We start from the raw sequence: 20,287 nt of genomic DNA, 5'->3' as shown, positions 1-20,287 counted from the left end.
AGCGCTATTGTTTAGAAGTGGTGCCATGTCCCTGGGAAACGAGGTAGAAAGAGCCATCAGCCGGACCGAGTCTGAGCAGTCTCAACTGCGAGTATACGAGTGCTCGGGGTGCGGGAGGGCGTTCGCGCGTGACCACGAGACGTGCCCGGCGTGTGACAGCGGCGTAGAAGAAATCCTGTTGCGGTGACACACTGACTGGTCGGAGCCGGTACGTTTAAGCCCGAGAGGTTAGCGCCTAGAGGCATGAGTGGCCGACCGCTTGACGTACTCGAAGCGTCGCTCGAAGAGGAGGTAACGGTACACCTCAAAGACGGCGAGATGTTCACGGGCGTGCTGGCCGGGTACGACCAGCACATGAACCTCGTCATCGAAGAGGGCGAAGACACAACGATTATACGCGGCGATAACGTCGTCACGATTAGTCCATGACTGGTGCAGGAACTCCGAGCCAGGGCAAGAAGAACCAGACCACACACGTCAAATGCCGACGCTGTGGAAACAAGTCCTATCACGTCAAGAAGGGCGTCTGCGCGTCCTGTGGCTTCGGCAAATCGGCGAAGCGACGTGAGTACGAGTGGCAGAGCAAAGCAGGCGAATAGGATCGACGATGCACGAGAAGTGCGGCGTTGTCGGCATCTCTCTGGAGGATCGTAGCGCCGCCCGACCGCTTTACTACTCTCTGTATGCTCTCCAGCACCGCGGCCAGGAGTCTGCCGGAATCGTCACCCACGACGGCTTCCAGCAGCACTCCCACGTCGAGATGGGGTTGGTCGGTGACGTCTTCGACGAGGACGATCTGGCGCAGTTGAACGGCTCGAACGGTATCGGCCACGTCCGCTATCCCACGGCCGGCAGCGTCAACGCCTGCTGTGCCCAGCCATTTTCGGTGTCGTTCAAGTCCGGATCGCTCGGGCTGAGCCACAACGGTAACCTCGTCAATACACCGGATATTCGTTCGGAACTGGCCGATCTGGGTCACGCCTTCACGTCCGACGGCGACACCGAGGTCATCGCACACGATCTCGCCCGGAACCTGCTCGAATCCGATCTCGTCCGTGCGGTCAAGCGCACGATGAACCGAATCCACGGGTCCTACTCGCTGACGATCATGCACGACGACACCGTCCTCGGCGTTCGAGACCCCCAGGGCAATCGTCCGCTGTGTATCGGCGACCTGGGCGACGGCTACGTCCTCGCATCAGAATCGGCCGCCATCGACACGCTCGACGGCGAACTCGTGCGGGACGTCCAACCGGGCGAACTGGTCGTGCTGCATCCCGACGGAACAGGCTACGACACCTACCAGCTCGTCGACGCTGACTCGACGGCCCACTGTTTCTTCGAGCACGTCTACTTCGCGCGCCCGGACTCGAACATCGACGAGAAGCTCGTCTACGACGTCCGGCGCGAACTCGGACGCAAACTCTACGAGGAGAACGGTATCGACACCGACGTCGTCCTCCCCGTCCCGGACTCAGGCCGGGCATTTGCCTCGGGGTACGCCGACGCGGCACAGGACGCCGGCGCGGACGTCGACTTCGCAGAGGGCTTGATGAAGAACCGCTACGTCGGGCGAACGTTCATCATGCCGACCCAGGACGAGCGCGAACGCGCGGTCCGGCTGAAGCTCAACCCGATCAAGAACACTGTCGAAGGCAAAAGCGTCACGCTGATCGACGACTCGATCGTCCGCGGGACGACTTCGACCCAGCTCGTTCAACTGATGCGCGACGCCGGTGCAGAGGAGGTCCACGTTCGGATCGGTGCGCCACCGATCATCGCCCCCTGTTACATGGGGATCGACATGGCTTCGCGCGAGGAGTTGATCGCCGCCGACAAGTCGATCGAAGAGATCCGCGAGGAGATCAAGGCCGACAGCCTGTCGTACCTGTCGATCGACGCGATCGCGGACGCGCTCGACAGCACCCGGGGCGACCTCTGTCTCGGCTGTGTCACTGGCGAGTATCCCTACGATATCGAGGACGAGGCGACAGATCGTGAGGTCAATCGACCGACGATCGAACCGTCGCCGGCCGACGACTGAATCGGTTTTCTCTTCTCACAGTGGCAGAACGTACAGCATGAGGTAGACGACGATCCCCAGCGAGAACGAGATCAGCCACAGCGTCGCCGCGATCCGTCCGAGCCGCGGGTGCAGGGTCTCAGAAAGCTCGGCAGGAGCGTGGGTCAACCCCAGCAGGAGGACGTGGTAGACCAGTGGGATACAGACGATCGCGAGCAGCATGTGAACCCCAAGAATCGGGTAGTAGACCCAGAGTTTCAGCCACTCGGGACCCCCGAAGGATGTCGGCCCTTCGATCGCGACCCGGAGCAGATACAGCGCGAGAAAGCCCAGAAAGAGACCCAGGCTCGTGAGCATCAGCCGTCGATGTCGGTCGACGTCGTCAGCCTGGATCGATCGCCAACCAGCGATGATCGTGACGATGGCCGCTGCACTGAGAAGGGCGTTGAGGTGTGGGATCGCAGCGAGGATCGAATGTGGGACCGGCGGCAGGAGCGCGTCCGGGATCGCTTGCCTGACAGCCGCGACGACAGCCACGAGCGAGACGACAGTCAACAGTCCGGTGACCAGTGGGAGTCGACGGCGAATCGTCGTCTGCATTGGATACGCGTTAGGATAGCGGACGGGAGTACGTTGCGATCAGAGACGGAGGGTCTGGTGCGAACGCTCAGATGAACTCGACGTTGGTGAAGACGAATCGGGTCTCTTCGCCGCGTGACTCGACGTCGAACGACCAGTCGTGTGACTCGATGATATTCATGATGATCCGCATCGAGATGCGGCGCGCATCGCTGGGCTCGGGGTGCATCTGGAACAGCTCTTCGGGGTCGGCGTCGGGGAGGGCGTCGTCGGTCGAGACGACCGCGAAGCCGGCGTCGCTGTCGAGGCGTTCGACGCCGAGGGTCGCCGTGTCGCCGGCTCTATCGACCGCGAACTCGAAGACGACTTCGAAGAGATGTCGCAGTCGTTCGGGATCGGCGTCGACGAACGCCTCGGTGTCGATCCGCAACGTCGGTCCCGGCCCGTCGACCATCCCGGCCGCGCGCCGAGCAGTGACGGGGAGACTCGTCGGTTCGGATTCGTGCTGACGGGCGTTCTCGCGGGCCAGCGCCACCAGATCGTCGATCAGTTGCTCCATCTGGGTGTGGTTGCGCTCGATCGTGTCGATCTGATCGAACAGCAGATCCTCGCCGTTGGCCACGTCCTCGACAATCTCTAATCGCCCCATCGCGACCTGGAGGGGATGGCGCAGCTCGTGAGAGATCACGCGGGCGAACTCCTCCAGCCGGTCGTGCTGGCGTTTCAGTGCTCGGGTCCGCTCGCGCAGTTCGACGCGGGCTTCGGCGGCGTGGATCGCGAGCGCGACGTTGCGAGCGGCCTCGCGCAAAGCCCGGCGTTCGTCGGTCTGGAAGGCACTGGCGCGATTCGAGTAGACTGCCAACACGCCGTAGTGGCTCCCCTCGTAATCAAGCGGGACCGCGAACACCGACTCCATCTGGGTGACTGTCCCGGCATCCTCGCCAGGGAGGGTGCGTTCGGTCGTGAGTCGAGAGACAACGGTCTCGCCCTCCTCTTTGGCCTCGACGAGCGGTTGCTGGTGGGCGATCGTTAGCGCACGCTCGCGGTCGCGGTCGCGCCAGCCCTCGTCAGCACCGCCGCGACCCCCCGTTCGCGGGGCTGCGGTCCCGGCCTGGGTGTCAACACTCGCCAGACAGGCCCAGCGATAGCGATGAGACTGGGTGAGGACGTCGACGACCGACTGCTCGATCTCCTCGCGGTCGCGGGCGCGAACGAGCGTCCCGTTGACCTGTCGGATGACCTCGTTGATCTGAGCCTGCATCGCGGCGCGGCGGCGAGCGGGAAGCTGGGAGATCGCCGACTGGATCTGCCGTAACAGGAGTTTGACTGTGTCGGTGTCCTCGCGTAACGGGACGTATCCGAAGATGTCCTCGTCGAACTGTTCACGTGCGTCGTCGTAGTGTTCGATGTCCGAGACCAGGATGAACGGGAGGTCGGGATCGATCGAGGTGACGGCCTCGCGGACGGTGGCGCCACCGTCTGTCTCCGTGCCTGACTCGGGCGGCACAGCGTACTGACTGACGACACACTGTGGCGTTCGTGCTTCGAGTGTCGTCGCTGCCGAGCGTGCGCTCTCGGCGGTGACGACGTCCAGCCCGGCGTCTTTCAGCGCGGCAGCCAGATGTCCACCCCCGTCCGGATTCCGGACGAACAACACTTGCGGCCGTGTTGCCATTGCTTCTATCACTGTCGACAGTCGACAAAAAACGTTTGCATCCGTCTGCGCGCCGATTTGGCCACCTAACTTTAACAGCGCTCCCGCGGTAGTTGGGATATGGATCGCTCCGCAGAGACGGACGTCGACGTGACTTTCGGTACGGAAATATACGACCAGAAGGGCAACCGCCTCGGAACGGTCCGAGGGTTCGACGAACACGGCTTCTTCGTGAGCACCGACCAGGGGATCACTGCACTCTCGGGAGAGCACATATCCTCTGGTATCGCCGGCGAGGCTGAGTTGACCTGGCGCTGTTACGAATGTGGGGCGATCGGCGACATCGAGGAACTGCCAGAGGACGGCTGCCCGGACTGCGGTGCGCCCCAGGAAGACATCTATTACCACCTCCAGGATTGAATGACGGTCGTCGTCTTCGGCGCTGGCAGTCTCGGTAGTTTGCTCGGTGGTCTCCTCGCGCGGACCGACGACGTCACGCTCGTCGGACGCGACCCGCACGTCTCGACGGTCCGTGAACACGGGCTCTCGATCGAGGGTGAGATTCGCGAGACTGCCACTCCAGACGCTGCGACCGAGATTCCGGCCGATCTATCGAGTGTCGACCTCGCGCTCGTTACGGTCAAGAGCTACGACACCGCAGAGGCCGCCCGAGCGTTGCAGGCGTGCGAACCCGAAATCGTCCTCACAGTCCAGAACGGCCTCGGAAACGAACAGACGCTCGCACAAACGCTCGATTCGACGGTCCTCGCGGGGACGTGCACCTACGGCGCGTTGCTCACGGAACCGGGAGTCGTCCGGTGTACCGGTCTCGGCGAGGTCGTGCTGGGCGCCCGTGATGGTAGTCACTCGCCTACTGCAGACCGGGTCGGCGCCGCGTTCGAGCAAGCCGGAATCGAGGCGACAGTCGCGAGCGACATGCCGCGACGGCTCTGGGAGAAACTGGCCGTCAACGCCGGTATCAACGCCACGACGGCGCTGGCTCGGATCGAAAACGGTGCACTGGCTGCCGGGCCGGCGCGGGATGTGGCGACAGCCGCAGCCCGTGAGACTGCGCGAGTCGCTCGGGCGGCCGAGATCGACCTCACCGACGACGATGCCGTCGCTGCCGTCCAGTCGGTGGCTGCCTCGACCGCTGACAACGAATCATCGATGTATCAGGACCTCCAGCAGGGGCGTCGAACCGAGATTGACGCGATCAACGGCGCTGTCGTCGATCGTGCCTCCGAACCAGTGCCCGTCAACGAGACACTCACGTCGCTCGTTCGGGCGTGGGAAGACGCGCGGGATATCCGCAAAATTTAGAACGGGGCCTGGGGGCCTTCGTCGTCCTCGCCGCCGATGCTGCCGCCGCGGGACTCGCCGGGAACAGACGGGCTATCCGCGCCTGCACCCATGCCGCCGCCACCGCCGGTGTTGGCGTGGACGGTGTCGATCTCGGGGATCTCCTTGGTCATGCGCGTCTTGATGGCCTGAATAGTCATCGGCGAGATGCCACAGCCGCTGCAGGCGCCGCCCAGCGCGATCGTGACTTCGCCCTTCTCGGGATCGAGTTCCTGGATCGCGGCGTTGCCGCCGTGCATCTGGATCTGTGGGAAGTTCCGGCGCAGGAAGTTCGCGATGCGGTCTTCGAGGTCGCTCGTGCCGTCTTCACTCTCAGTGCTCATGAAAGGGGGTAGGTGTGGAGGTCGTTTCAACCTTTGGTTCGCCTAATATCGGGGTGGGCGTCCGACAGATCGCTATTCGAGATCGAACACCGACCGCAACTGGCGTTCGATCTCGTCGGTGTACTCGTCGTAGACTTCCTGGAGTTCGGCGTCCGAGAGCGGGAACTCCCCAGTGAGGCGTGCGACGGCGTCCTCGGGCAGCTCGACGCGGAACTGGCCGTCGCCCTCGTAGAAGGGTTCGCTCTCGGCGAGGACGCGCTGGTCGACACCGTGGACGAGATCGGAGCTGTGGCGGTCGGACATGGCGTCGAACGCCTGCTTGTACGCCTGCTGGAGTTCGGTGAAGTAGTGTTCGTACTTGTCCTCGAACTTCTCGGGGTCGAAACTGGTCATCGGGCGAATCCTCGGGAGGAGTCTACAAAAACGGGGCGATCCAGTTCGGATCACTCACAGCCCTCGGAGCGCGGATTACTCGCGTTCGTCGGTGAGGTCGCCGCGGACGACGGGGACGCGGACTCTGTTCTCGGGGAACGCGAGCAAGAACAGCGCCGAGCCGACGACGGCAGCGACAACGATCGCGGCCCCGACCGAGAGCATCAACGGCGCTGCGAGCAGGTCGAGCGCGCTCGATCCGGTCGCAGCAGCCATCACGCCCGCGAGCACGAGCGTCGCGGTGACCACACCGAAGACGAAGCCCGCACCGAAGACGTATCGAACAGTTTCAGCGTCTGTTTCGGGCTGTTCTGAATCCATACGCAGCGTTAGTAATGCGACGCCAAAACAGTACTGGCCGTCAGAGATCGCCTCGGCGGGCGCGTTCCCGGAGTGACGCGGCCCGATCTCGAATCGTCTCGATTTCCGCCTCGTCTTTGTCGTCGAGGTGGCTGTAGACGAGGTTCATCCGATGGTTGTTTCGGAGCTTGTCGGCGTTTCGATCGAGAAAGTCCCAGTACAGCGAATTAAAGGGACAGGCGCGCTCGCCCGTGGCCTTGGTCTTGTAGAAGTGGCAGTCGTTGCAATAGTCACTCATTGTATCGACGTAGTTGGCCGAGGAGACGTAGGGCTTGGTCGAGAGGACGGCCGAGCCAAAGGTGCCCATGCCGACGACGTTCGGGGTCGTCACCCAGTGGTAGGCGTCGACGTAGGCGGCGTGAAACCAGCGGTTGAGCGCCTGTGGTTCGACCCCTAGCAGCGTCGCGAAGTTCGAGAGGATCATCAGCCGCTCGATGTGATGGGAGTAGCCGCGCTCGCGGACGCCGTCGACGACGTCGCTCAGGCAGGCCATATCGGTTTCGCCGGTCCAGAACAACTCGGGAAGGGGCTCGGTCTGGTCGAGTTGGTTCGCACTCGCGAGATCGGGCATCTCCCGGCGGTAGACGTGGCGCATGAACTCCCGCCAGCCCAGTACCTGCCGAACGAATCCTTCGACGCTGTTCAGCGGCACGTCTCGCTCCTCTGCAGCGTTCGTCACCCGATCGAGTATCCTGCGTGGGTGGATGACTCCGAGATTGAGCGCGGCTGACAGTAGCGAGTGGTGCATGGCCCACGAGTCGGTGCGCATCGCGTCCTGGTAGGGACCGAAGTCGTCCAGGCGTTCGGTCACGAAGTGGTCGAGCACCGCCCGGGCCTGTTCCTGGGTGACCGGCCAGCGGAACGGCTCGGGGTCGGCCCAGTCTCCGCCGTAAGGAGGTTCGTCGTACTCCCCAGCGAAGGTCTCAGTGACCCACTCGACTACTTCACGAGTCGTCTCGTCGGGTTCGAAGGCGGGCGGCTCTGGTGGTTCGTATCCGTCGGGTGGCGTCTCGCGGTTCTGGTCGTCGTAGTTCCACTGGCCGCCGACGGGGTCGCCGCCTTCCATCAGGTAGCCAGTCTCGCGACGCACGAAGCGGTAGAAGTCCTCGTGGCGGTAGCTCGAACGATCGCCGGCCCACTCGTCGAAGGACTCGGACGAGCAGAGAAACAGGTCGTTCTGGACGACGTCGAGTGAACCGTCGTGCTCGTCGACGAGATCACGAAGTCGATTGCCGCCCCGATAGCTCGGGGGTCGCATGACGACCAGTTCGTCGCCTGGATGCTCCCGGAGATGCGCGTCGATGCCGTCCGCGAAGGTTTCGACCTGTCGGTAGTCGACCGATCGACCACGGGCACGAAGGTCGTCCCGGAAGTGACGCATGGCGCTGAAGACGAGCGTGAGCTTGTGCGGATGGTAGGGGTGCCGGCGCGCGAATTCCGTGGCCTCGATCATGAGGACGCGGTCGTCGGGCCGTCGGGAAAGTGGCCCGCGCGTGGCCGTGAGTTGGTCGCCGAGGACGAGGACAGTCATACCCACTGTTTAGCATCGGGTCGGCAAAAACGCCAGTTTACTGGACGTCGTAGCGCAGCAGGACGCCGTCGTCCAGTCGCTCGACGGTCCGGAGCTCGAGTCGGGAAAAGTCAGCGACGAATCCGTCGCCGTCGGCGAGGGTCGGGGCGTCGCGACCGCCGATGACCACCGAACCGACGAACACCGAGAGCTCGTCGAGGAGGTCGGCCTCGAACAGCGAGAAGATGAGTTCGCCGCCACCTTCGACCATCACCTGGTCGAGACCCATCGCTTCGAGTTCGGCGAACGCTGCTCGGAGGTCGACGCGACCATCGCCTGCCGTGACGACGGTCACGCCGTCGTCCTCGAGCGCGGATACCCGCGAGTCGGCGACCGCGTCGCTGACCAGCAGGATCGTCTCGGCCGCGTCGTCGAGGATCCGAGCGTCGAGGGGGGTCCGGAGCGAGGAATCGGCGACGATCCGGGCCGGCTGTGGTGGCTTTCCCTGGTCAGTACGAGCCTCGATCCGAGTCGCCGAGTCGACGGTCAGCGAGGGATCGTCAGCGAGGACAGTGCCGACGCCGACCATGACGGCGTCGCTGTCGGCCCGGAGCGAATCGACGCGCTCGAAGTCGTCGGGGCCGCTGATAGCGATCTGTTCGCGTTCGCGCGTCGAGAGCTTGCCGTCGGCACTCATCGCGGCGTTGACGACCACGTGCATGCGCCACAGTTGAAGCGGGTCGAGAAAACAGTTTGCGGGTCGGCGTCAGCGAAGCCGATCGAGGGGGAGTCGTTTGGTTCCACCGAGTCCGTCGGCTTTGAAACAGAGCGCCGCGCCGTCGGTCCAGCACTCCCGCAGGTCGAGAACCCGTTCGGTTTCGAGCGAGGCCACCCGGGCCATGCCTTCGCTGTCGATCTCGACGAAGGTCCGCGGCGTCTCCTGGGTCGTCATCGACCACTCCTCGCCGCCCATGTCGAAGGATTCGGACTCCCCGTCGGCCCACGTGACGACGATCCGGTACTGTTCGCGGAGTTCGTCGCCCCGGTCGTGGTCGACGCGCTTGTCGCGCTCGATCGTGAGGTCGTGGCGATCGCACCAGCGTTGAAGTCGCTCGGCGTCGAAGCGTTTCCCGCCGTCGTCGCTCCAGAGAAAGTGTGTCTCGGAGGGGTGGCCACCGAACGCGGGCTTGCGCATAGTTCTCACTCACCGTGGAAAAGTAAAAACCACGCGGCCACCTGTCGATTCGATGTTCAGTTGTGGCGATTGGAGTAGCAACTCTCAGAGACACACTGGAGGTGGCTGTGGCGGACCACGGTCGGACCGTGGGTCGTAGCGGCCTGCGGTCAGGAAGCCAGCGGCCAGCGTTGATGCTGGCCGCCGGGGAGGAATGGGGAGTCGTCGGGAGCGAGGCGCGACGCGCCTCGTATCACGCGAACGGCGAAGCCGTGAGCGGGCAATTCGCCCGCGACTCCAGAAAGCGCTGGCGTTGCCTTCAGACCCCGTCGGCAATCGCCGACGGTGGTCATGCGGGCCTGGTGGACATGAAAAGGGCGCAGCGCGGCCCGCCAGGGCCGCGCAAGGGCTTTCAGCCGAAGTTTTCTACTTTGGCTTCGTCAGGCTCCCCACCCGCGGCCTCGATGGCGGAGGTCGCGGCGTCCAGGAAGTCGGCGAACCCGTAGACGAACACCTGCGCGCCGTCTCCCACAGATTCGAGCGCGTCGGCGACGGGATCGGTCAGGTCCTGGCCGTCGGCGACGATTCGGACGAACGCGTCCGCCTCCGACAGTGCTTCCAGGCGGTCCTGATGGATCGGGTCGCTGTCGCGATAGACGATGGCGGCGTCGTTGCCGTCCGCGATCGCGCGTTCGCCGATCCCGACCGCGGGGCCGACGCCGGGGCCGCCAGCGAGGACGACGACGCGCTGCTCGCCTTCGTAGTAGGAACTGCCGAACGGGCCAGCGACGCGCACCGAATCGCCGGCCTCCAGTTCGTCCAGCAGCGGGCCGACCGCGCCCTCGGAGTCGATCTCGACGGTGATCTCGAAGGTGTCCTCGACGTCGGGCGAGGAGATCGTGTAGAACCGGGATTCCTCACCTTCGGGAGTGTCGAGGGTCAACTTGACGAACTGTCCGGGGCTGGCCGAGAAGTCGGCAGGCGTCTCGAAGTGGATGGCGACCGAATCGGGGCCGACCGACTCGATGGCGGTGACGGTGAGCAGCTGTTGGTCCATAGTCGGACAGCGGAGTGGGGGGCGAAAGTCCTTTTCGGAAGACGAAACTTCATTACAGACACTTCGGGTTCCAGAAGGCTTTTCGTCCGGCCATGGATAGGGCTCGCTAGCATGCATGAGGATCTCAACTGGGCCATCGGTGGCGAGGCCGGCGACGGGATCGACTCGACGGGCAAGATCTTCGCCCGGGCGCTCTCCCGTGCCGGGCGCCACGTCTACACCTCGAAAGACTTCGCCTCGCGCATTCGAGGCGGGTACACGGCCTACAAAGTTCGCACCGCCGTCGACACCGTCGAGAGCGTCGTCGACCGACTCGACATCCTGATCGCGCTGACCGAGCGCACGATCGAGGAGAACCTCGACGAGCTCCACGAGGGCAGCGTCATCATCTACGACGGCGAGCAGACGACGATGCAGGACGTCGAGATCCCCGGCGAGATGGTCGGTCTCCCCGTGCCGATCAAGGACCTGGCGGTCGAAGCCGGCGGGGCGATCATGCGCAACGTCGTCGCGCTCGGGGCTGCCTGCGAGGTGGCCAACTTCCCGATCGAGAACCTCGACGAAGCCCTCGAAAAGCGCTTCGGCGGGAAAGGGCAGGCCATCGTCGAGAACAACAAGGAAGCCGCCCGGATGGGGCGGGATTACGTCCAGGACAACTACGACCACGACTTCGAGTACGACCTCGAAACGACGGACAACGACTACGTACTGCTGAACGGCGACGAAGCGATCGGGATGGGTGCGATCGCGGCCGGCTGTCGGTTCTACGCTGGCTATCCGATCACGCCCGCGACCGACGTCATGGAATACTTGACTGGACGAATCGAGCAGTACGGTGGCGCGGTCGTCCAGGCCGAGGACGAACTCGCCGCCGTGAACATGGCCCTCGGCGCTGCTCGTGCGGGTGCACGCTCGATGACGGCCACTTCTGGCCCCGGGATCGACCTGATGACCGAGACGTTCGGCCTCGTCGCGACGACGGAGACGCCGCTGGTGATAGCCAACATCATGCGCTCGGGGCCATCGACGGGGATGCCGACCAAACAGGAGCAAGGTGACCTCAACCAGATGCTCTACGGCGGCCACGGCGAGGTCCACCGGATGGTCGTCGCGCCCACGACCGTCGCCGAGTGTTTCCACAAGACCATCGAGGCCTTCAACCTCGCCGAGAAGTACCAGATACCGGTCTATCTGACTGCGGATCTCTCGCTCGCAGTAACTGAACAGACCTACGCGCCCGAGGAGTTCGACATGGACGCCGTCGAGATCGAGCGCGGCAACGTCGTCGACGAGGAGTCGGTCGACGAGTGGCTCGACGACAAGGGACGCTTCCGCGCCCACGCCGCGACCGACGACGGGATCAGCCCGCGGGCGTTCCCCGGGACCATCGACGGCGCGCACATGACGACCGGGCTGGAGCACGACGAACTCGGCCGGCGCACAGAAGAGGAAGAAGTCCGCGTCGAGCAGGTTCAGAAACGCGAGCGCAAGGTCGAGACGGCCGAAGAACGCGAGAACTGGGACTACCGGGAGTTCGGCGACCCCGACGCAGAGACGCTGGTGATCTCGTGGGGTTCGAACGAGGGCGCGATCCGCGAGGCGATCTCACAGTTGGAGGGGGAGCTTCCTGTACGGTTCATCTCGGTGCCGTACATGTTCCCGCGACCCGACCTCAGTGAGGCGATCGAGGCAGCAGAAGACGCGATCGTCGTCGAGTGTAACGCCTGGGGGCAGTTCGCAGACCTCATCGAGCACGACGCGTTGACGCGCGTCCAGCGAATCAACAAGTATACTGGCGTCCGCTTCAAGGCCGACGAACTGGCCGGAAAGATCCGCGACGCCGTCGAGAAAACGGAGGCAACAGCATGAGTTCAGACGTTCGATTCACAGACTTCAAATCCGACAAGCAACCCACCTGGTGTCCCGGCTGCGGCGACTTCGGGACGATGAACGGCATGATGAAAGCCCTGGCCGAGACCGGCAACCACCCCGACGAGACGTTCATCGTCGCGGGGATCGGCTGCTCTGGCAAGATCGGGACGTACATGCACAGCTACGCGCTGCACGGCGTCCACGGTCGTGCCCTCCCCGTCGGGACTGGTGTCAAGCTCGCCAACCCCGACCTCGAAGTGATGGTCGCGGGCGGGGACGGCGACGGCTACTCGATCGGCGTGGGCCACTTCATCCACGCCGTCCGCCGGAACGTCGACATGAGCTACGTCGTCATGGACAACCGCATCTACGGCCTGACGAAGGGCCAGGCCTCGCCCACTTCGCGCGAGGATTTCGAGACGTCGACGTCGCCGGACGGGACGAACCAGCAGCCGGTCAACCCGAAGGCCCTGGCGCTCTCGGCGGGCGCGACGTTCATCGCCCAGTCCTTTTCGTCGGATTCCCAACGGCACACCGAACTGGTCAAGCAAGCCATCGAGCACGACGGCTTCGGCTTCGTGAACGTCTACAGCCCGTGTGTCACGTTCAACGACGTCGACACCTACGACTACTTCCGGGACTCGATCGTCGACCTCGAAGACACCGAACACGACTCGTCGAGTTTCGACCAGGCCAAAGATCGGATTCTGGAGAGCGAGAAGGAATACATCGGCGTCCTCTACCAGGACGACGACTCCATTCCGTACGAGCAGCGCGAAGGGATCGAGGGTAGCATGGCCGAGATCCCCGACGGTGCACCCGACGGCGCGACGGATCTGGTTCGAGAGTTCTACTGACCCGGACCGCAGCGCCTGTGCTTTCAGCTATTCGCCGGGGTCAGCGGTTCCGCGGCGATCTCTCGACGCAATTCACCGAGTGACATCTCTTCGAGACCACCGACAGTCGCCTCGATGACGGCGCCGACCTCCGAGCGGTCGACTTTCACGCCGTCGGTCCGGAGGACGTCCGCGGGTCGAGATTCGATCTCACGGAGCGTCGCGACCGCGAGCAGGTAGGGAATCGACCACGCCGCGACGCGGTTGCCCGCTCGCTCGGGGACGTGTTCGAGCCAGGTCTGGGCGTCGTCGAGATGGCCTCGCGCGTCCTCGATGGTCCGCTCGACGACCGTGACTACCCCCTCGACAGTGTCCGGGTCGCCGAGATCATCGACCGCCACACCCGCTGTCGCGAGTTCCCTGACCGGCAGATAGACGTTGTCCTCTTCGCGGTAGTCTTCACCCACGTCCTTGGCGACGTTGACGAGTTGCAGGGCGTGACCGAACGAGTCGGCGGTTTCGGTCAGACGGTTCCGGGACGCTGCCGGCAGTTCCTCGTCACGGACGAGATTAGTCACGAGTTCGCCGACGACTCCAGCGGCGTAATGGCAGTACTCGTGGAGTTCCTCTCGGGTCTGGATCCGGATGCCATCCTCGTCCGCGTACCGTCTGAGGAACGTCGCCATGCCGTCGACCATCTCGCGGACCGCCGGTCGGATGGCTTCCCGAACGTCTACAGGCTGACTTTCGAACACCCGCAGCACTCTGGGGGTCTGTGCGAGTAGCTCCCAGTCGGCGTCACTGTCCTCCGGAATCCACGGCACGACGGCGTCCTCGAACGCCCCAGCCGTAGTCGAACTGTCCGTCGACACGACCTCGTCGTACACGTCGAGCAAGTCGGCCCTGGTCTCCGGTGGGATGTGCCGGGCGTCTTCGATCGTATCCGGGATCCGACAGAGCAGGTACCCGATACAGATCGACGACGACATCGGTTCCTCGAGCACGTCGACTGTGATCGCAAACGTCCGGGAGACGTCCTGTACGATGTCGTAACACCACTCGACGTCCTCCGCTTTCGCCGCCGTATCGACGGCGTCTGAAGTGTCGGCCATCGCTGCTGGTATTCCTAGGGGACGAAGCGTGAAAACCACGAGCATTCCTCCTCGAATTGTTGCTGGTCAGTCGTTTCGGGGCATCGACCCACCCCGAGCGCGACTGCGACGGTCGGGACGGCGACGTTGTCCGAGAGAGTTGCAGGCGGTGACCTGTGTACGGCCCCACAGCAAGTCCGGCGAATTCAGGGGTGCGCGTAGTAGGTTACAGACTCCTCGTCGTGGCGGTCTCGCGGCTCGTCACCGCTCGACTCTTCCGTGCCGCTGGGCGGCACGCTATCAATCCGGACGAATCCGACGCGCACGAACTGCAGGAGGTCGTCGGGTTCGTACTCGGCGATCCCGGGTTCGGCGTAGCCGGTCACGTCGCCGTCCATGGTCCGCATCCGCATCGGAAGCGACGAGTCGGCCGGGACCCAGTGGATCACCTCCACGTCACCCTCCCGGACCACGTCGATTTCGTCACCAGTAAATTCGAATGCATCGCGGGTGTGTTTCACGCAGCCGTAGCCCTTCAGCCAGACTTTCTGACCGTTCGCCGGGACGTCTGCCGCCTCGACGAGGACTGCACCCTCGACCGGAATCTCGCGAATGCCGCGATCTTCGTGGTTCGGATGAACCGGGGGCTCGCCAGTCTCCGGACCGCCGATGATCGGTTTCTCGACCGCCGGGCCGATTGTGTCGTCGTTCTCGTGGCCGTCCCGGACGAAGAACGCGCGGTCGGTCTCCTCGTCGATCATGTCGCGGTTGTTGGCGTAGACCGCCGACATCGAGAGATCGACGTTCGAGGTCGAAGTACCGAGTTCGACCATCGCGTCGACGATCGCTTCTCCCCGAATCCCACGGCGCTTGAGACTCTTCAGGGTCGGTGCGCGCGGGTCGTCCCAACCGTCGAGGTCGCCAGCGTCGATCTGCTCGGCGATCGAGGAGGTGGACATCTTCACGTCGTAGGCGTCGACCTGGACGTGCCCCCAGTGGATCACTTCGGGGTACTCCCAGCCGAAGTAGTCGTAGACGAACCCCTGGCGCTTGGCCGAATCCTGCAGGTCGATCCCACGGATGATGTGCGTGACGCCCGTGAGGTGGTCGTCGATCCCGCTCTGGAAGTCCAGCATGGGCCAGCAGCGATACTCGCTGGCCTCCTCTCGGGGGTGTGGCGTGTCGATCATCCGGAAGGCCACGAAGTCTCTGAGTGCAGGATTCTTGTGGGTGATGTCGGTCCGCACCCGGAGGGTGATCTCGCCCGAACTGTACTCGCCGTCGATCATGGCCTCGAACTCCGAGAGCGTCTGCTCGGCATCCTTCTCGCGATGGGGACAGGCCTCCCCGGAGTTCTTCAGGTCGGAGAACTCCTCTTGTGGGCAGGTGCAGGTGTACGCGCCGCCTTTTTCGATCAACTCGCGGGCGTGGTCGTAGTAGATGTCGAGGCGGTCGCTGGCCCGAAGGACCTCGTCGGGTTCGAAGCCGAGATAGTCGATATCGTCGAGGATGGCGTCGTAGGCGGAGAGATCCGGACGCTTGGTCTCGGGGTCGGTGTCGTCGAAGCGGACGATGAAGCTGCCGTCGTAGCGCTCCTTGTACGTGCCGATGACCGAGGGCATCCGGGCGTGGCCGATGTGCCACGGGCCGTTGGGATTGGGCGCGGCGCGCATGCGAATCTCGTCGTAGTCGTCGGCGTTGGGCAGGTCGGGAAGGTCGTGTTCGTCTGCCTCGTCCTCGGCTTCCAGTTCCTCGACGCGCTCGGGTGCGAGTTCTTCGAGGCGATCGCGCTTTGCCTCGGCGTCCATCCCGTTGACGCGGTTGACGACGGGTGCGATGACGCCCGCGATCTCGTCGCCGTACTCGCGGAACTCGGGGTTCTGTCCCATGAGTGGGCCCATGATCGCACCCACTTGAGCGTCGCTGTCGTGTTTGAGCGCGTTGAAGAGAGCGTTGATCTCGGCGGCCTCTTCGGCCTGTTGGCGTATGTCTTCGTCCATGGACAGGGGTTGCGGGGGCCTCACCAAAACCTCCTCGGCTTCCCGCCGCAATTTTTCTCGTGTCGGAAAAGGCGTCGTCAAGCAATAACGGCGCGCGTTTTCGCGGCCTGCGCGGTCGATTGCGACCGCGATGCGAAAACAGATACAAAAGAGACGCGAAGGGGGCGAAGGATTTTCACGCGGACACCCGAACCACGAACTACGACAACCCACACGGGGGAGACACCATGCAGCGAGGACGCACCTACAATCACGCGAAGGTACAGGAGTTCTGGCAGTTCCGCTGGAACGAAGAGGACGTCTACGAACTCGACGACCCCGAGGATCCACGCTACGTTCTCGGAATGTTCCCCTACACCTCCGGGAACCTCCACATGGGCCACGTCCGCAACTACGCGATCACGGACGCCTACGCCCGGTTCAAACGCATGCAAGGCGAGGACGTCCTGCACCCGATGGGGTGGGACGCATTCGGCCTGCCCGCGGAAAACGCCGCCTACGAACGTGCGACCGACCCGCGGTCGTGGACGGACTCGTGTATCACCCAGATGCGCGAGGAGATGGAGACGATGGGATTCGGCTACGACTGGTCCCGTGAGGTCACGACCTGTGAGCCGGACTACTACCGCTGGAATCAGTTCTTCTTCCGGGAGTTCTACGACGAGGGGCTGGTCGATTACCGCGGTGCCGAGGTCAACTGGTGTCCCGACTGTCAGACTGTGCTCGCGGACGCGCAGGTCGTCGATCCACCCGAGGATGTCGACGTACACGACCACGCCGAGGGCGTCTGCTGGCGGTGTGAGACCCCGGTCACGACCCGCGAACTCGATCAGTGGTTCTTCACGATCACCGACTACGCGGACGAACTCCTCGATGGACTGGACGACCTCGAACAGTGGCCCGACAGCGTCACCGAGATGCAACGCAACTGGATCGGCAAGCGCGAGGGTGCCCGCGTCGCATTCTCGGTCGAAGGCTACGGCGATGTCGAGGTCTTCACCACGCGACTCGATACGATCTGTGGCGCGACCTATCTCGCCGTCGGGCCGGGCCACGATCTCGCCAAGACACTCGCGGCCGAGGACGACGCCGTCGCGGACTACCTCGACGAACACGACCCCGAGTCGATGACGGGCGTCGAGACGGACCTGACAGCCACGAATCCCGTAACGGGTGCGGAGATTCCCGTCTCCGTCGCCGCCTACGTCCTCGACGACGTGGGGACGGGCGCGGTCATGGGTGTTCCCGGGCACAACGAGCGCGATCACGCATTCGCGACCGCGATGGGGCTTCCAGTCCGGAAAGTCGTCGAACCCCGCGGCGACGGCACCGTCGAGGTAGACGTCGAAACTGAGCCGTACACCGGTGCTGGCCGACTGGTCGACAGCGAGGAGTATTCGGGACTCTCGACTGCGGAGGCGCACACCCAGTTACTCGAGGACCTCGACAGTGCCGCAGTCGACACTCAGTACCGGCTTCGAGACTGGCTGATCTCCCGGCAGCGGTACTGGGGCACGCCGATTCCGGTGGTCCACTGCGAGGACTGCGGGCCGGTCCTCGTTCCCGAAGCGGATCTCCCCGTCGAACTCCCGGAGTTCGTCCAGTCTCGCGGTAACCCCCTCGACGCGGCGACGGAGTGGAAGGAGACGACCTGTCCCGACTGCGGCGAACCTGCCGAACGCGAGACCGACACGATGGACACCTTCGTCGACTCGTCGTGGTACTTCCTGCGATTCCTCTCGCCCGACCTCGACGATGCGCCCTACGACGTCGACCTCGCGAACGACACGCTCCCGGTGGACGTCTACGTCGGTGGGAAGGAACACGCCGTCCTCCACCTACTCTACATCCGCTTTTTCGCTCGGGCCCTGTCAGACGTCGGCTTGCTCGACCACCAAGAGCCCGTCGAGCGTCTCATCAACCAGGGCACGGTGCTGCACGGCGGCGAGAAGATGTCCAAGAAGAAAGGGAACGCCATCGCACCCCACGAGTATGGCGCGGAGACGACTCGGCTGTTCGTTCTGAGCGCCGCCCACCCCAACCGGGACTTCGACTGGGCGGCCAAAGATGTCGGGGAGGCCTACGACCTCCAGCAGCGAATCTACGGGCTGGTCTACGACTTCGCGGATGGCGAGCCGACCACCGATCGTGACGGCCCAGCCGAACAGTACCTCGAACGCGAACTCGACCGCACAGTCGCGGCCGCGACCGAGGACTACGAGCGGTTCCGAATCCACCAGGCGATCGGCGAGGTCAGGGGGCTGGCACAACTACTGGGCCAGTACCGCGCCTACGACGTCCCCGACAGAGAAACGTACCGCCACGGATTGAACGTCCTGCTCAGGCTGATCGCGCCGGTCGCGCCCTACCTGGCCGAGGAGTGCTGGAACATGCTCCGGGCGGAGGGGCTGGTCGTCCAGGCCGACTGGCCCACGGTCGAGAGCGACCTCGAAGCCTACGATCGCGAACGTACCCTGGTCACCACCGTCAGAGACGACGTGCGTGACATCTGCGAGACGGCCGGGATCGACGATCCCGAGCGGATCGAACTCGTGGTGGCCCCGGAGTGGAAGTATAACGCATACGAGATAGCACGCCAGCAGTCGGGCGATTCGATCGTCTCGGCGATCATGGGTGTGGAGTCGATGCGCGAACGCGGTGAGCAAGCCGAGTCCTACGCGAAGTCACTCGAAGGGCGCGGGCACGGTCTTGAACCCATCCTCTCGCGGGCGACCGAGACGGCGGAACTACAGCGGGCGAGTTGGCTGCTCGACGACGAGTTCGACGCCGAAGTCGTCGTCCACGAGGCTGAGGCAGCCGACGACCAGCTCGCGTCGAAAGCCGAGCCCGGAAAGCCGGCGATCCAGATCTCCTGAAAGAGACGTTCTGGCACCTCCTATTCGCTCACTGGACCACTCTTCGTATTTTCCCACGACGAAGGACAGAATTAATCCGCTGGTGTGCGAAGACAGGAATCGAGCCATGAAAGCAGCGCCCTCCACAGACATCGGGTCGGGAGCCGCCCGCCTCGGACGGATGCTCGCCGCCCTGCTCGTGGTCCTGGCCGTCTCCACCGTGGTTGTCGCCATCACCACGCTGGTCCTGGGTGTGGTGGCTGTGCCACTCTCGCTTCTGGTGGGGGTCGTGGTTGGGACACTACTGATCCCGTTCGCCGAAAACCCATATTTGCTCTTCTCGACGATGCTGAACGAGCCAGTGCTGACGGTCGTTCTCGGCGGTCTCGCGCTAATACTGGTGGTGTCTCTCGGCCCGGTCCGTTCCGAAATCGAGTCCTTCCGGGAGGAACTCGGCGTGCACGGCCGGCCCAGCGATACCGACCTCGTCCGGACGGTTACACTCCTCTCGAAACAGGCCGACATCGCCGAACCGGATGTGTTCGTCACGAGACGCCGCCGACCCGAGTCCTACGCCATCGGTGGCCGGTCAGACGGGACGATCGTCGTCACGTCCGGATTACTTGCGACGCTTTCGGAGTCCGAGCTACGGGGCGTCCTCGCACACGAGGTGGCCCACCTCGCAAACGGAGACAGCCGACTGATGGGACTGGTACTGACGCCCACACTGGTCATCGAGCACTTCAGCGATCGGGACCCGCCGAGCACTCGATTACTTCTGCACTCGATCCAGACGTTCGGCCTGCCCTACATCGGGGCGTACCTGATGTGGGCGTTATTGTCGGTCGTCGCTCCCATCCAGCGGGTGGGAAATCAGTTCGGGCTAGCCGTCCTCTCGCGAGAACGGGAGTTCGCGGCCGACCGTGCCGCCGCAAGGCTGACCGGTGAGCCGAGCGCACTCGCGTCAGCTCTGGAGACGCTGGATTCCGAACGTGGACGGCCGGACGAGGACCTGCGAACGTGGCGGCAATCCGCCAGCGTACTGGATATCTTGCCGGCTGACGCCGCAGAGACGAGCGACAACCCGTTCCGGACACATCCGCCGACTGACGAGCGAATCCGCCGACTCAGGGAACTGGCCGCCGAGATGGAACGGTGA

General features: G+C 64.0%; 20 protein-coding genes. 9 read left to right on the top strand and 11 right to left on the bottom strand.

From position 1 onward, the window contains the following. Window positions 1-243: 243 nt before the first annotated feature. From DV733_RS15775 to purF, 3 genes are read left to right on the top strand one after another with little or no spacing between them, the layout of a single operon-like run. A complete protein-coding gene (locus tag DV733_RS15775) occupies window positions 244-429 on the top strand; it encodes an LSM domain-containing protein (protein WP_049992935.1) in 186 nt (61 codons plus the stop codon). Beyond that, window positions 426-599 carry a 50S ribosomal protein L37e gene (locus DV733_RS15770; RefSeq protein ID WP_079979366.1) on the top strand — a complete coding sequence of 58 codons (174 nt, stop codon included), beginning with the start codon at window positions 426-428 and terminating at the stop codon, window positions 597-599. The genes DV733_RS15775 and DV733_RS15770 overlap by 4 nt, the downstream gene beginning before the upstream one ends. Before the next feature lie 8 nt (window positions 600-607). Beyond that, window positions 608-2,044 carry an amidophosphoribosyltransferase gene (gene purF / locus DV733_RS15765; protein ID WP_049992934.1) on the top strand — a complete coding sequence of 479 codons (1,437 nt, stop codon included), beginning with the start codon at window positions 608-610 and terminating at the stop codon, window positions 2,042-2,044. 15 nt (window positions 2,045-2,059) lie between these two features. On the opposite strand, the gene DV733_RS15760 is transcribed toward purF, so the two are convergent. Together DV733_RS15760 and DV733_RS15755 are read right to left on the bottom strand one after the other, a co-directional pair. Continuing rightward, a complete protein-coding gene (locus DV733_RS15760) occupies window positions 2,060-2,623 on the bottom strand; it encodes a DUF420 domain-containing protein (RefSeq protein ID WP_049992933.1) in 564 nt (187 codons plus the stop codon). A 67-nt stretch (window positions 2,624-2,690) separates the two neighbouring features. Next, window positions 2,691-4,277, bottom strand: coding sequence for an ATP-binding response regulator (locus tag DV733_RS15755; RefSeq protein WP_049992932.1), 1,587 nt, complete (start codon window positions 4,275-4,277; stop codon window positions 2,691-2,693). Window positions 4,278-4,376: 99 nt separating this feature from the next. Between DV733_RS15755 and DV733_RS15750 the strand changes: the two genes are divergently transcribed. Together DV733_RS15750 and DV733_RS15745 are read left to right on the top strand one after the other, a co-directional pair. Continuing rightward, window positions 4,377-4,676, top strand: a complete 300-nt coding sequence (locus DV733_RS15750) for a DUF7130 family rubredoxin-like protein (protein ID WP_049992931.1) — start codon at window positions 4,377-4,379, stop codon at window positions 4,674-4,676. Further along, the gene (locus DV733_RS15745) at window positions 4,677-5,579 is read left to right on the top strand and encodes a ketopantoate reductase family protein (protein WP_049992930.1); all 903 of its coding nucleotides are present in this window, start codon (window positions 4,677-4,679) and stop codon (window positions 5,577-5,579) included. Here the strand turns inward: DV733_RS15745 and DV733_RS15740 are convergent. From DV733_RS15740 to DV733_RS15710, 7 genes are all read right to left on the bottom strand, one after another. Then, window positions 5,576-5,941: an iron-sulfur cluster biogenesis protein NfuA gene (locus tag DV733_RS15740; RefSeq protein ID WP_049992929.1), complete on the bottom strand. Its 366-nt coding sequence runs from the start codon at window positions 5,939-5,941 to the stop codon at window positions 5,576-5,578. The genes DV733_RS15745 and DV733_RS15740 overlap by 4 nt on opposite strands. Before the next feature lie 72 nt (window positions 5,942-6,013). Further along, window positions 6,014-6,334, bottom strand: a complete 321-nt coding sequence (locus DV733_RS15735) for a DUF5783 family protein (protein WP_049992928.1) — start codon at window positions 6,332-6,334, stop codon at window positions 6,014-6,016. Between the two features lie 75 nt (window positions 6,335-6,409). Beyond that, a complete protein-coding gene (locus DV733_RS15730; RefSeq protein WP_049992927.1) occupies window positions 6,410-6,694 on the bottom strand; it encodes a hypothetical protein in 285 nt (94 codons plus the stop codon). Between the two features lie 40 nt (window positions 6,695-6,734). Beyond that, a complete protein-coding gene (locus DV733_RS15725) occupies window positions 6,735-8,264 on the bottom strand; it encodes a cryptochrome/photolyase family protein (RefSeq protein ID WP_049992926.1) in 1,530 nt (509 codons plus the stop codon). A 37-nt stretch (window positions 8,265-8,301) separates the two neighbouring features. Then, entirely contained in the window at window positions 8,302-8,964 is a 663-nt protein-coding gene (locus DV733_RS15720; RefSeq protein ID WP_049992925.1) for a 2,5-diamino-6-(ribosylamino)-4(3H)-pyrimidinone 5'-phosphate reductase, read from the bottom strand. 45 nt (window positions 8,965-9,009) lie between these two features. Continuing rightward, window positions 9,010-9,438, bottom strand: a complete 429-nt coding sequence (locus DV733_RS15715; protein WP_049992924.1) for a hypothetical protein — start codon at window positions 9,436-9,438, stop codon at window positions 9,010-9,012. A gap of 391 nt (window positions 9,439-9,829) precedes the next feature. Then, on the bottom strand, window positions 9,830-10,474 hold the full coding sequence (locus DV733_RS15710; RefSeq protein ID WP_049992923.1) for an FAD-dependent oxidoreductase: 645 nt from the start codon (window positions 10,472-10,474) through the stop codon (window positions 9,830-9,832). Between the two features lie 111 nt (window positions 10,475-10,585). Here DV733_RS15710 and DV733_RS15705 point away from each other — a divergent pair, with 111 nt between their 5' ends. Both DV733_RS15705 and DV733_RS15700 read left to right on the top strand, forming a co-directional pair. Then, window positions 10,586-12,343 carry a 2-oxoacid:acceptor oxidoreductase subunit alpha gene (locus DV733_RS15705; RefSeq protein WP_049992922.1) on the top strand — a complete coding sequence of 586 codons (1,758 nt, stop codon included), beginning with the start codon at window positions 10,586-10,588 and terminating at the stop codon, window positions 12,341-12,343. Then, window positions 12,340-13,203: a 2-oxoacid:ferredoxin oxidoreductase subunit beta gene (locus tag DV733_RS15700; protein WP_049992921.1), complete on the top strand. Its 864-nt coding sequence runs from the start codon at window positions 12,340-12,342 to the stop codon at window positions 13,201-13,203. The genes DV733_RS15705 and DV733_RS15700 overlap by 4 nt, the downstream gene beginning before the upstream one ends. 23 nt (window positions 13,204-13,226) lie before the next feature. Here DV733_RS15700 and DV733_RS15695 read toward each other — a convergent pair whose 3' ends face one another. Both DV733_RS15695 and DV733_RS15690 read right to left on the bottom strand, forming a co-directional pair. After that, entirely contained in the window at window positions 13,227-14,294 is a 1,068-nt protein-coding gene (locus DV733_RS15695; protein WP_049992920.1) for a phytoene/squalene synthase family protein, read from the bottom strand. A 185-nt stretch (window positions 14,295-14,479) separates the two neighbouring features. Further along, window positions 14,480-16,273, bottom strand: a complete 1,794-nt coding sequence (locus DV733_RS15690; protein ID WP_049992919.1) for a glutamate--tRNA ligase — start codon at window positions 16,271-16,273, stop codon at window positions 14,480-14,482. A 227-nt stretch (window positions 16,274-16,500) separates the two neighbouring features. Between DV733_RS15690 and leuS the strand changes: the two genes are divergently transcribed. Further along, window positions 16,501-19,149, top strand: coding sequence for a leucine--tRNA ligase (gene leuS, locus DV733_RS15685; RefSeq protein WP_049992918.1), 2,649 nt, complete (start codon window positions 16,501-16,503; stop codon window positions 19,147-19,149). A 106-nt stretch (window positions 19,150-19,255) separates the two neighbouring features. Then, complete coding sequence (locus DV733_RS15680; protein ID WP_079979365.1) at window positions 19,256-20,287, top strand: M48 family metallopeptidase; 1,032 nt, start codon at window positions 19,256-19,258, stop codon at window positions 20,285-20,287.

The organism is Halapricum salinum, assembly GCF_004799665.1.
Classification (GTDB): domain Archaea; phylum Halobacteriota; class Halobacteria; order Halobacteriales; family Haloarculaceae; genus Halapricum; species Halapricum salinum.
Note: the sequence above shows the minus strand (reverse complement) of the source record. Positions and strands in the feature narration are given on the sequence as shown.

Coding starts and splice junctions, on each gene's coding strand:
- DV733_RS15725 (WP_049992926.1), bottom strand. CDS start 8,264: ATGACTGTCCTCGTCCTCGGCGACCAACTCACGGCCACGCGCGGGCCA.
- DV733_RS15750 (WP_049992931.1), top strand. CDS start 4,377: ATGGATCGCTCCGCAGAGACGGACGTCGACGTGACTTTCGGTACGGAA.
- purF (WP_049992934.1), top strand. CDS start 608: ATGCACGAGAAGTGCGGCGTTGTCGGCATCTCTCTGGAGGATCGTAGC.
- DV733_RS15715 (WP_049992924.1), bottom strand. CDS start 9,438: ATGCGCAAGCCCGCGTTCGGTGGCCACCCCTCCGAGACACACTTTCTC.
- DV733_RS15730 (WP_049992927.1), bottom strand. CDS start 6,694: ATGGATTCAGAACAGCCCGAAACAGACGCTGAAACTGTTCGATACGTC.
- DV733_RS15695 (WP_049992920.1), bottom strand. CDS start 14,294: ATGGCCGACACTTCAGACGCCGTCGATACGGCGGCGAAAGCGGAGGAC.
- leuS (WP_049992918.1), top strand. CDS start 16,501: ATGCAGCGAGGACGCACCTACAATCACGCGAAGGTACAGGAGTTCTGG.
- DV733_RS15775 (WP_049992935.1), top strand. CDS start 244: ATGAGTGGCCGACCGCTTGACGTACTCGAAGCGTCGCTCGAAGAGGAG.
- DV733_RS15745 (WP_049992930.1), top strand. CDS start 4,677: ATGACGGTCGTCGTCTTCGGCGCTGGCAGTCTCGGTAGTTTGCTCGGT.
- DV733_RS15770 (WP_079979366.1), top strand. CDS start 426: ATGACTGGTGCAGGAACTCCGAGCCAGGGCAAGAAGAACCAGACCACA.
- DV733_RS15740 (WP_049992929.1), bottom strand. CDS start 5,941: ATGAGCACTGAGAGTGAAGACGGCACGAGCGACCTCGAAGACCGCATC.
- DV733_RS15735 (WP_049992928.1), bottom strand. CDS start 6,334: ATGACCAGTTTCGACCCCGAGAAGTTCGAGGACAAGTACGAACACTAC.
- DV733_RS15690 (WP_049992919.1), bottom strand. CDS start 16,273: ATGGACGAAGACATACGCCAACAGGCCGAAGAGGCCGCCGAGATCAAC.
- DV733_RS15760 (WP_049992933.1), bottom strand. CDS start 2,623: ATGCAGACGACGATTCGCCGTCGACTCCCACTGGTCACCGGACTGTTG.
- DV733_RS15700 (WP_049992921.1), top strand. CDS start 12,340: ATGAGTTCAGACGTTCGATTCACAGACTTCAAATCCGACAAGCAACCC.
- DV733_RS15680 (WP_079979365.1), top strand. CDS start 19,256: ATGAAAGCAGCGCCCTCCACAGACATCGGGTCGGGAGCCGCCCGCCTC.
- DV733_RS15720 (WP_049992925.1), bottom strand. CDS start 8,964: ATGCACGTGGTCGTCAACGCCGCGATGAGTGCCGACGGCAAGCTCTCG.
- DV733_RS15705 (WP_049992922.1), top strand. CDS start 10,586: ATGCATGAGGATCTCAACTGGGCCATCGGTGGCGAGGCCGGCGACGGG.
- DV733_RS15710 (WP_049992923.1), bottom strand. CDS start 10,474: ATGGACCAACAGCTGCTCACCGTCACCGCCATCGAGTCGGTCGGCCCC.
- DV733_RS15755 (WP_049992932.1), bottom strand. CDS start 4,277: ATGGCAACACGGCCGCAAGTGTTGTTCGTCCGGAATCCGGACGGGGGT.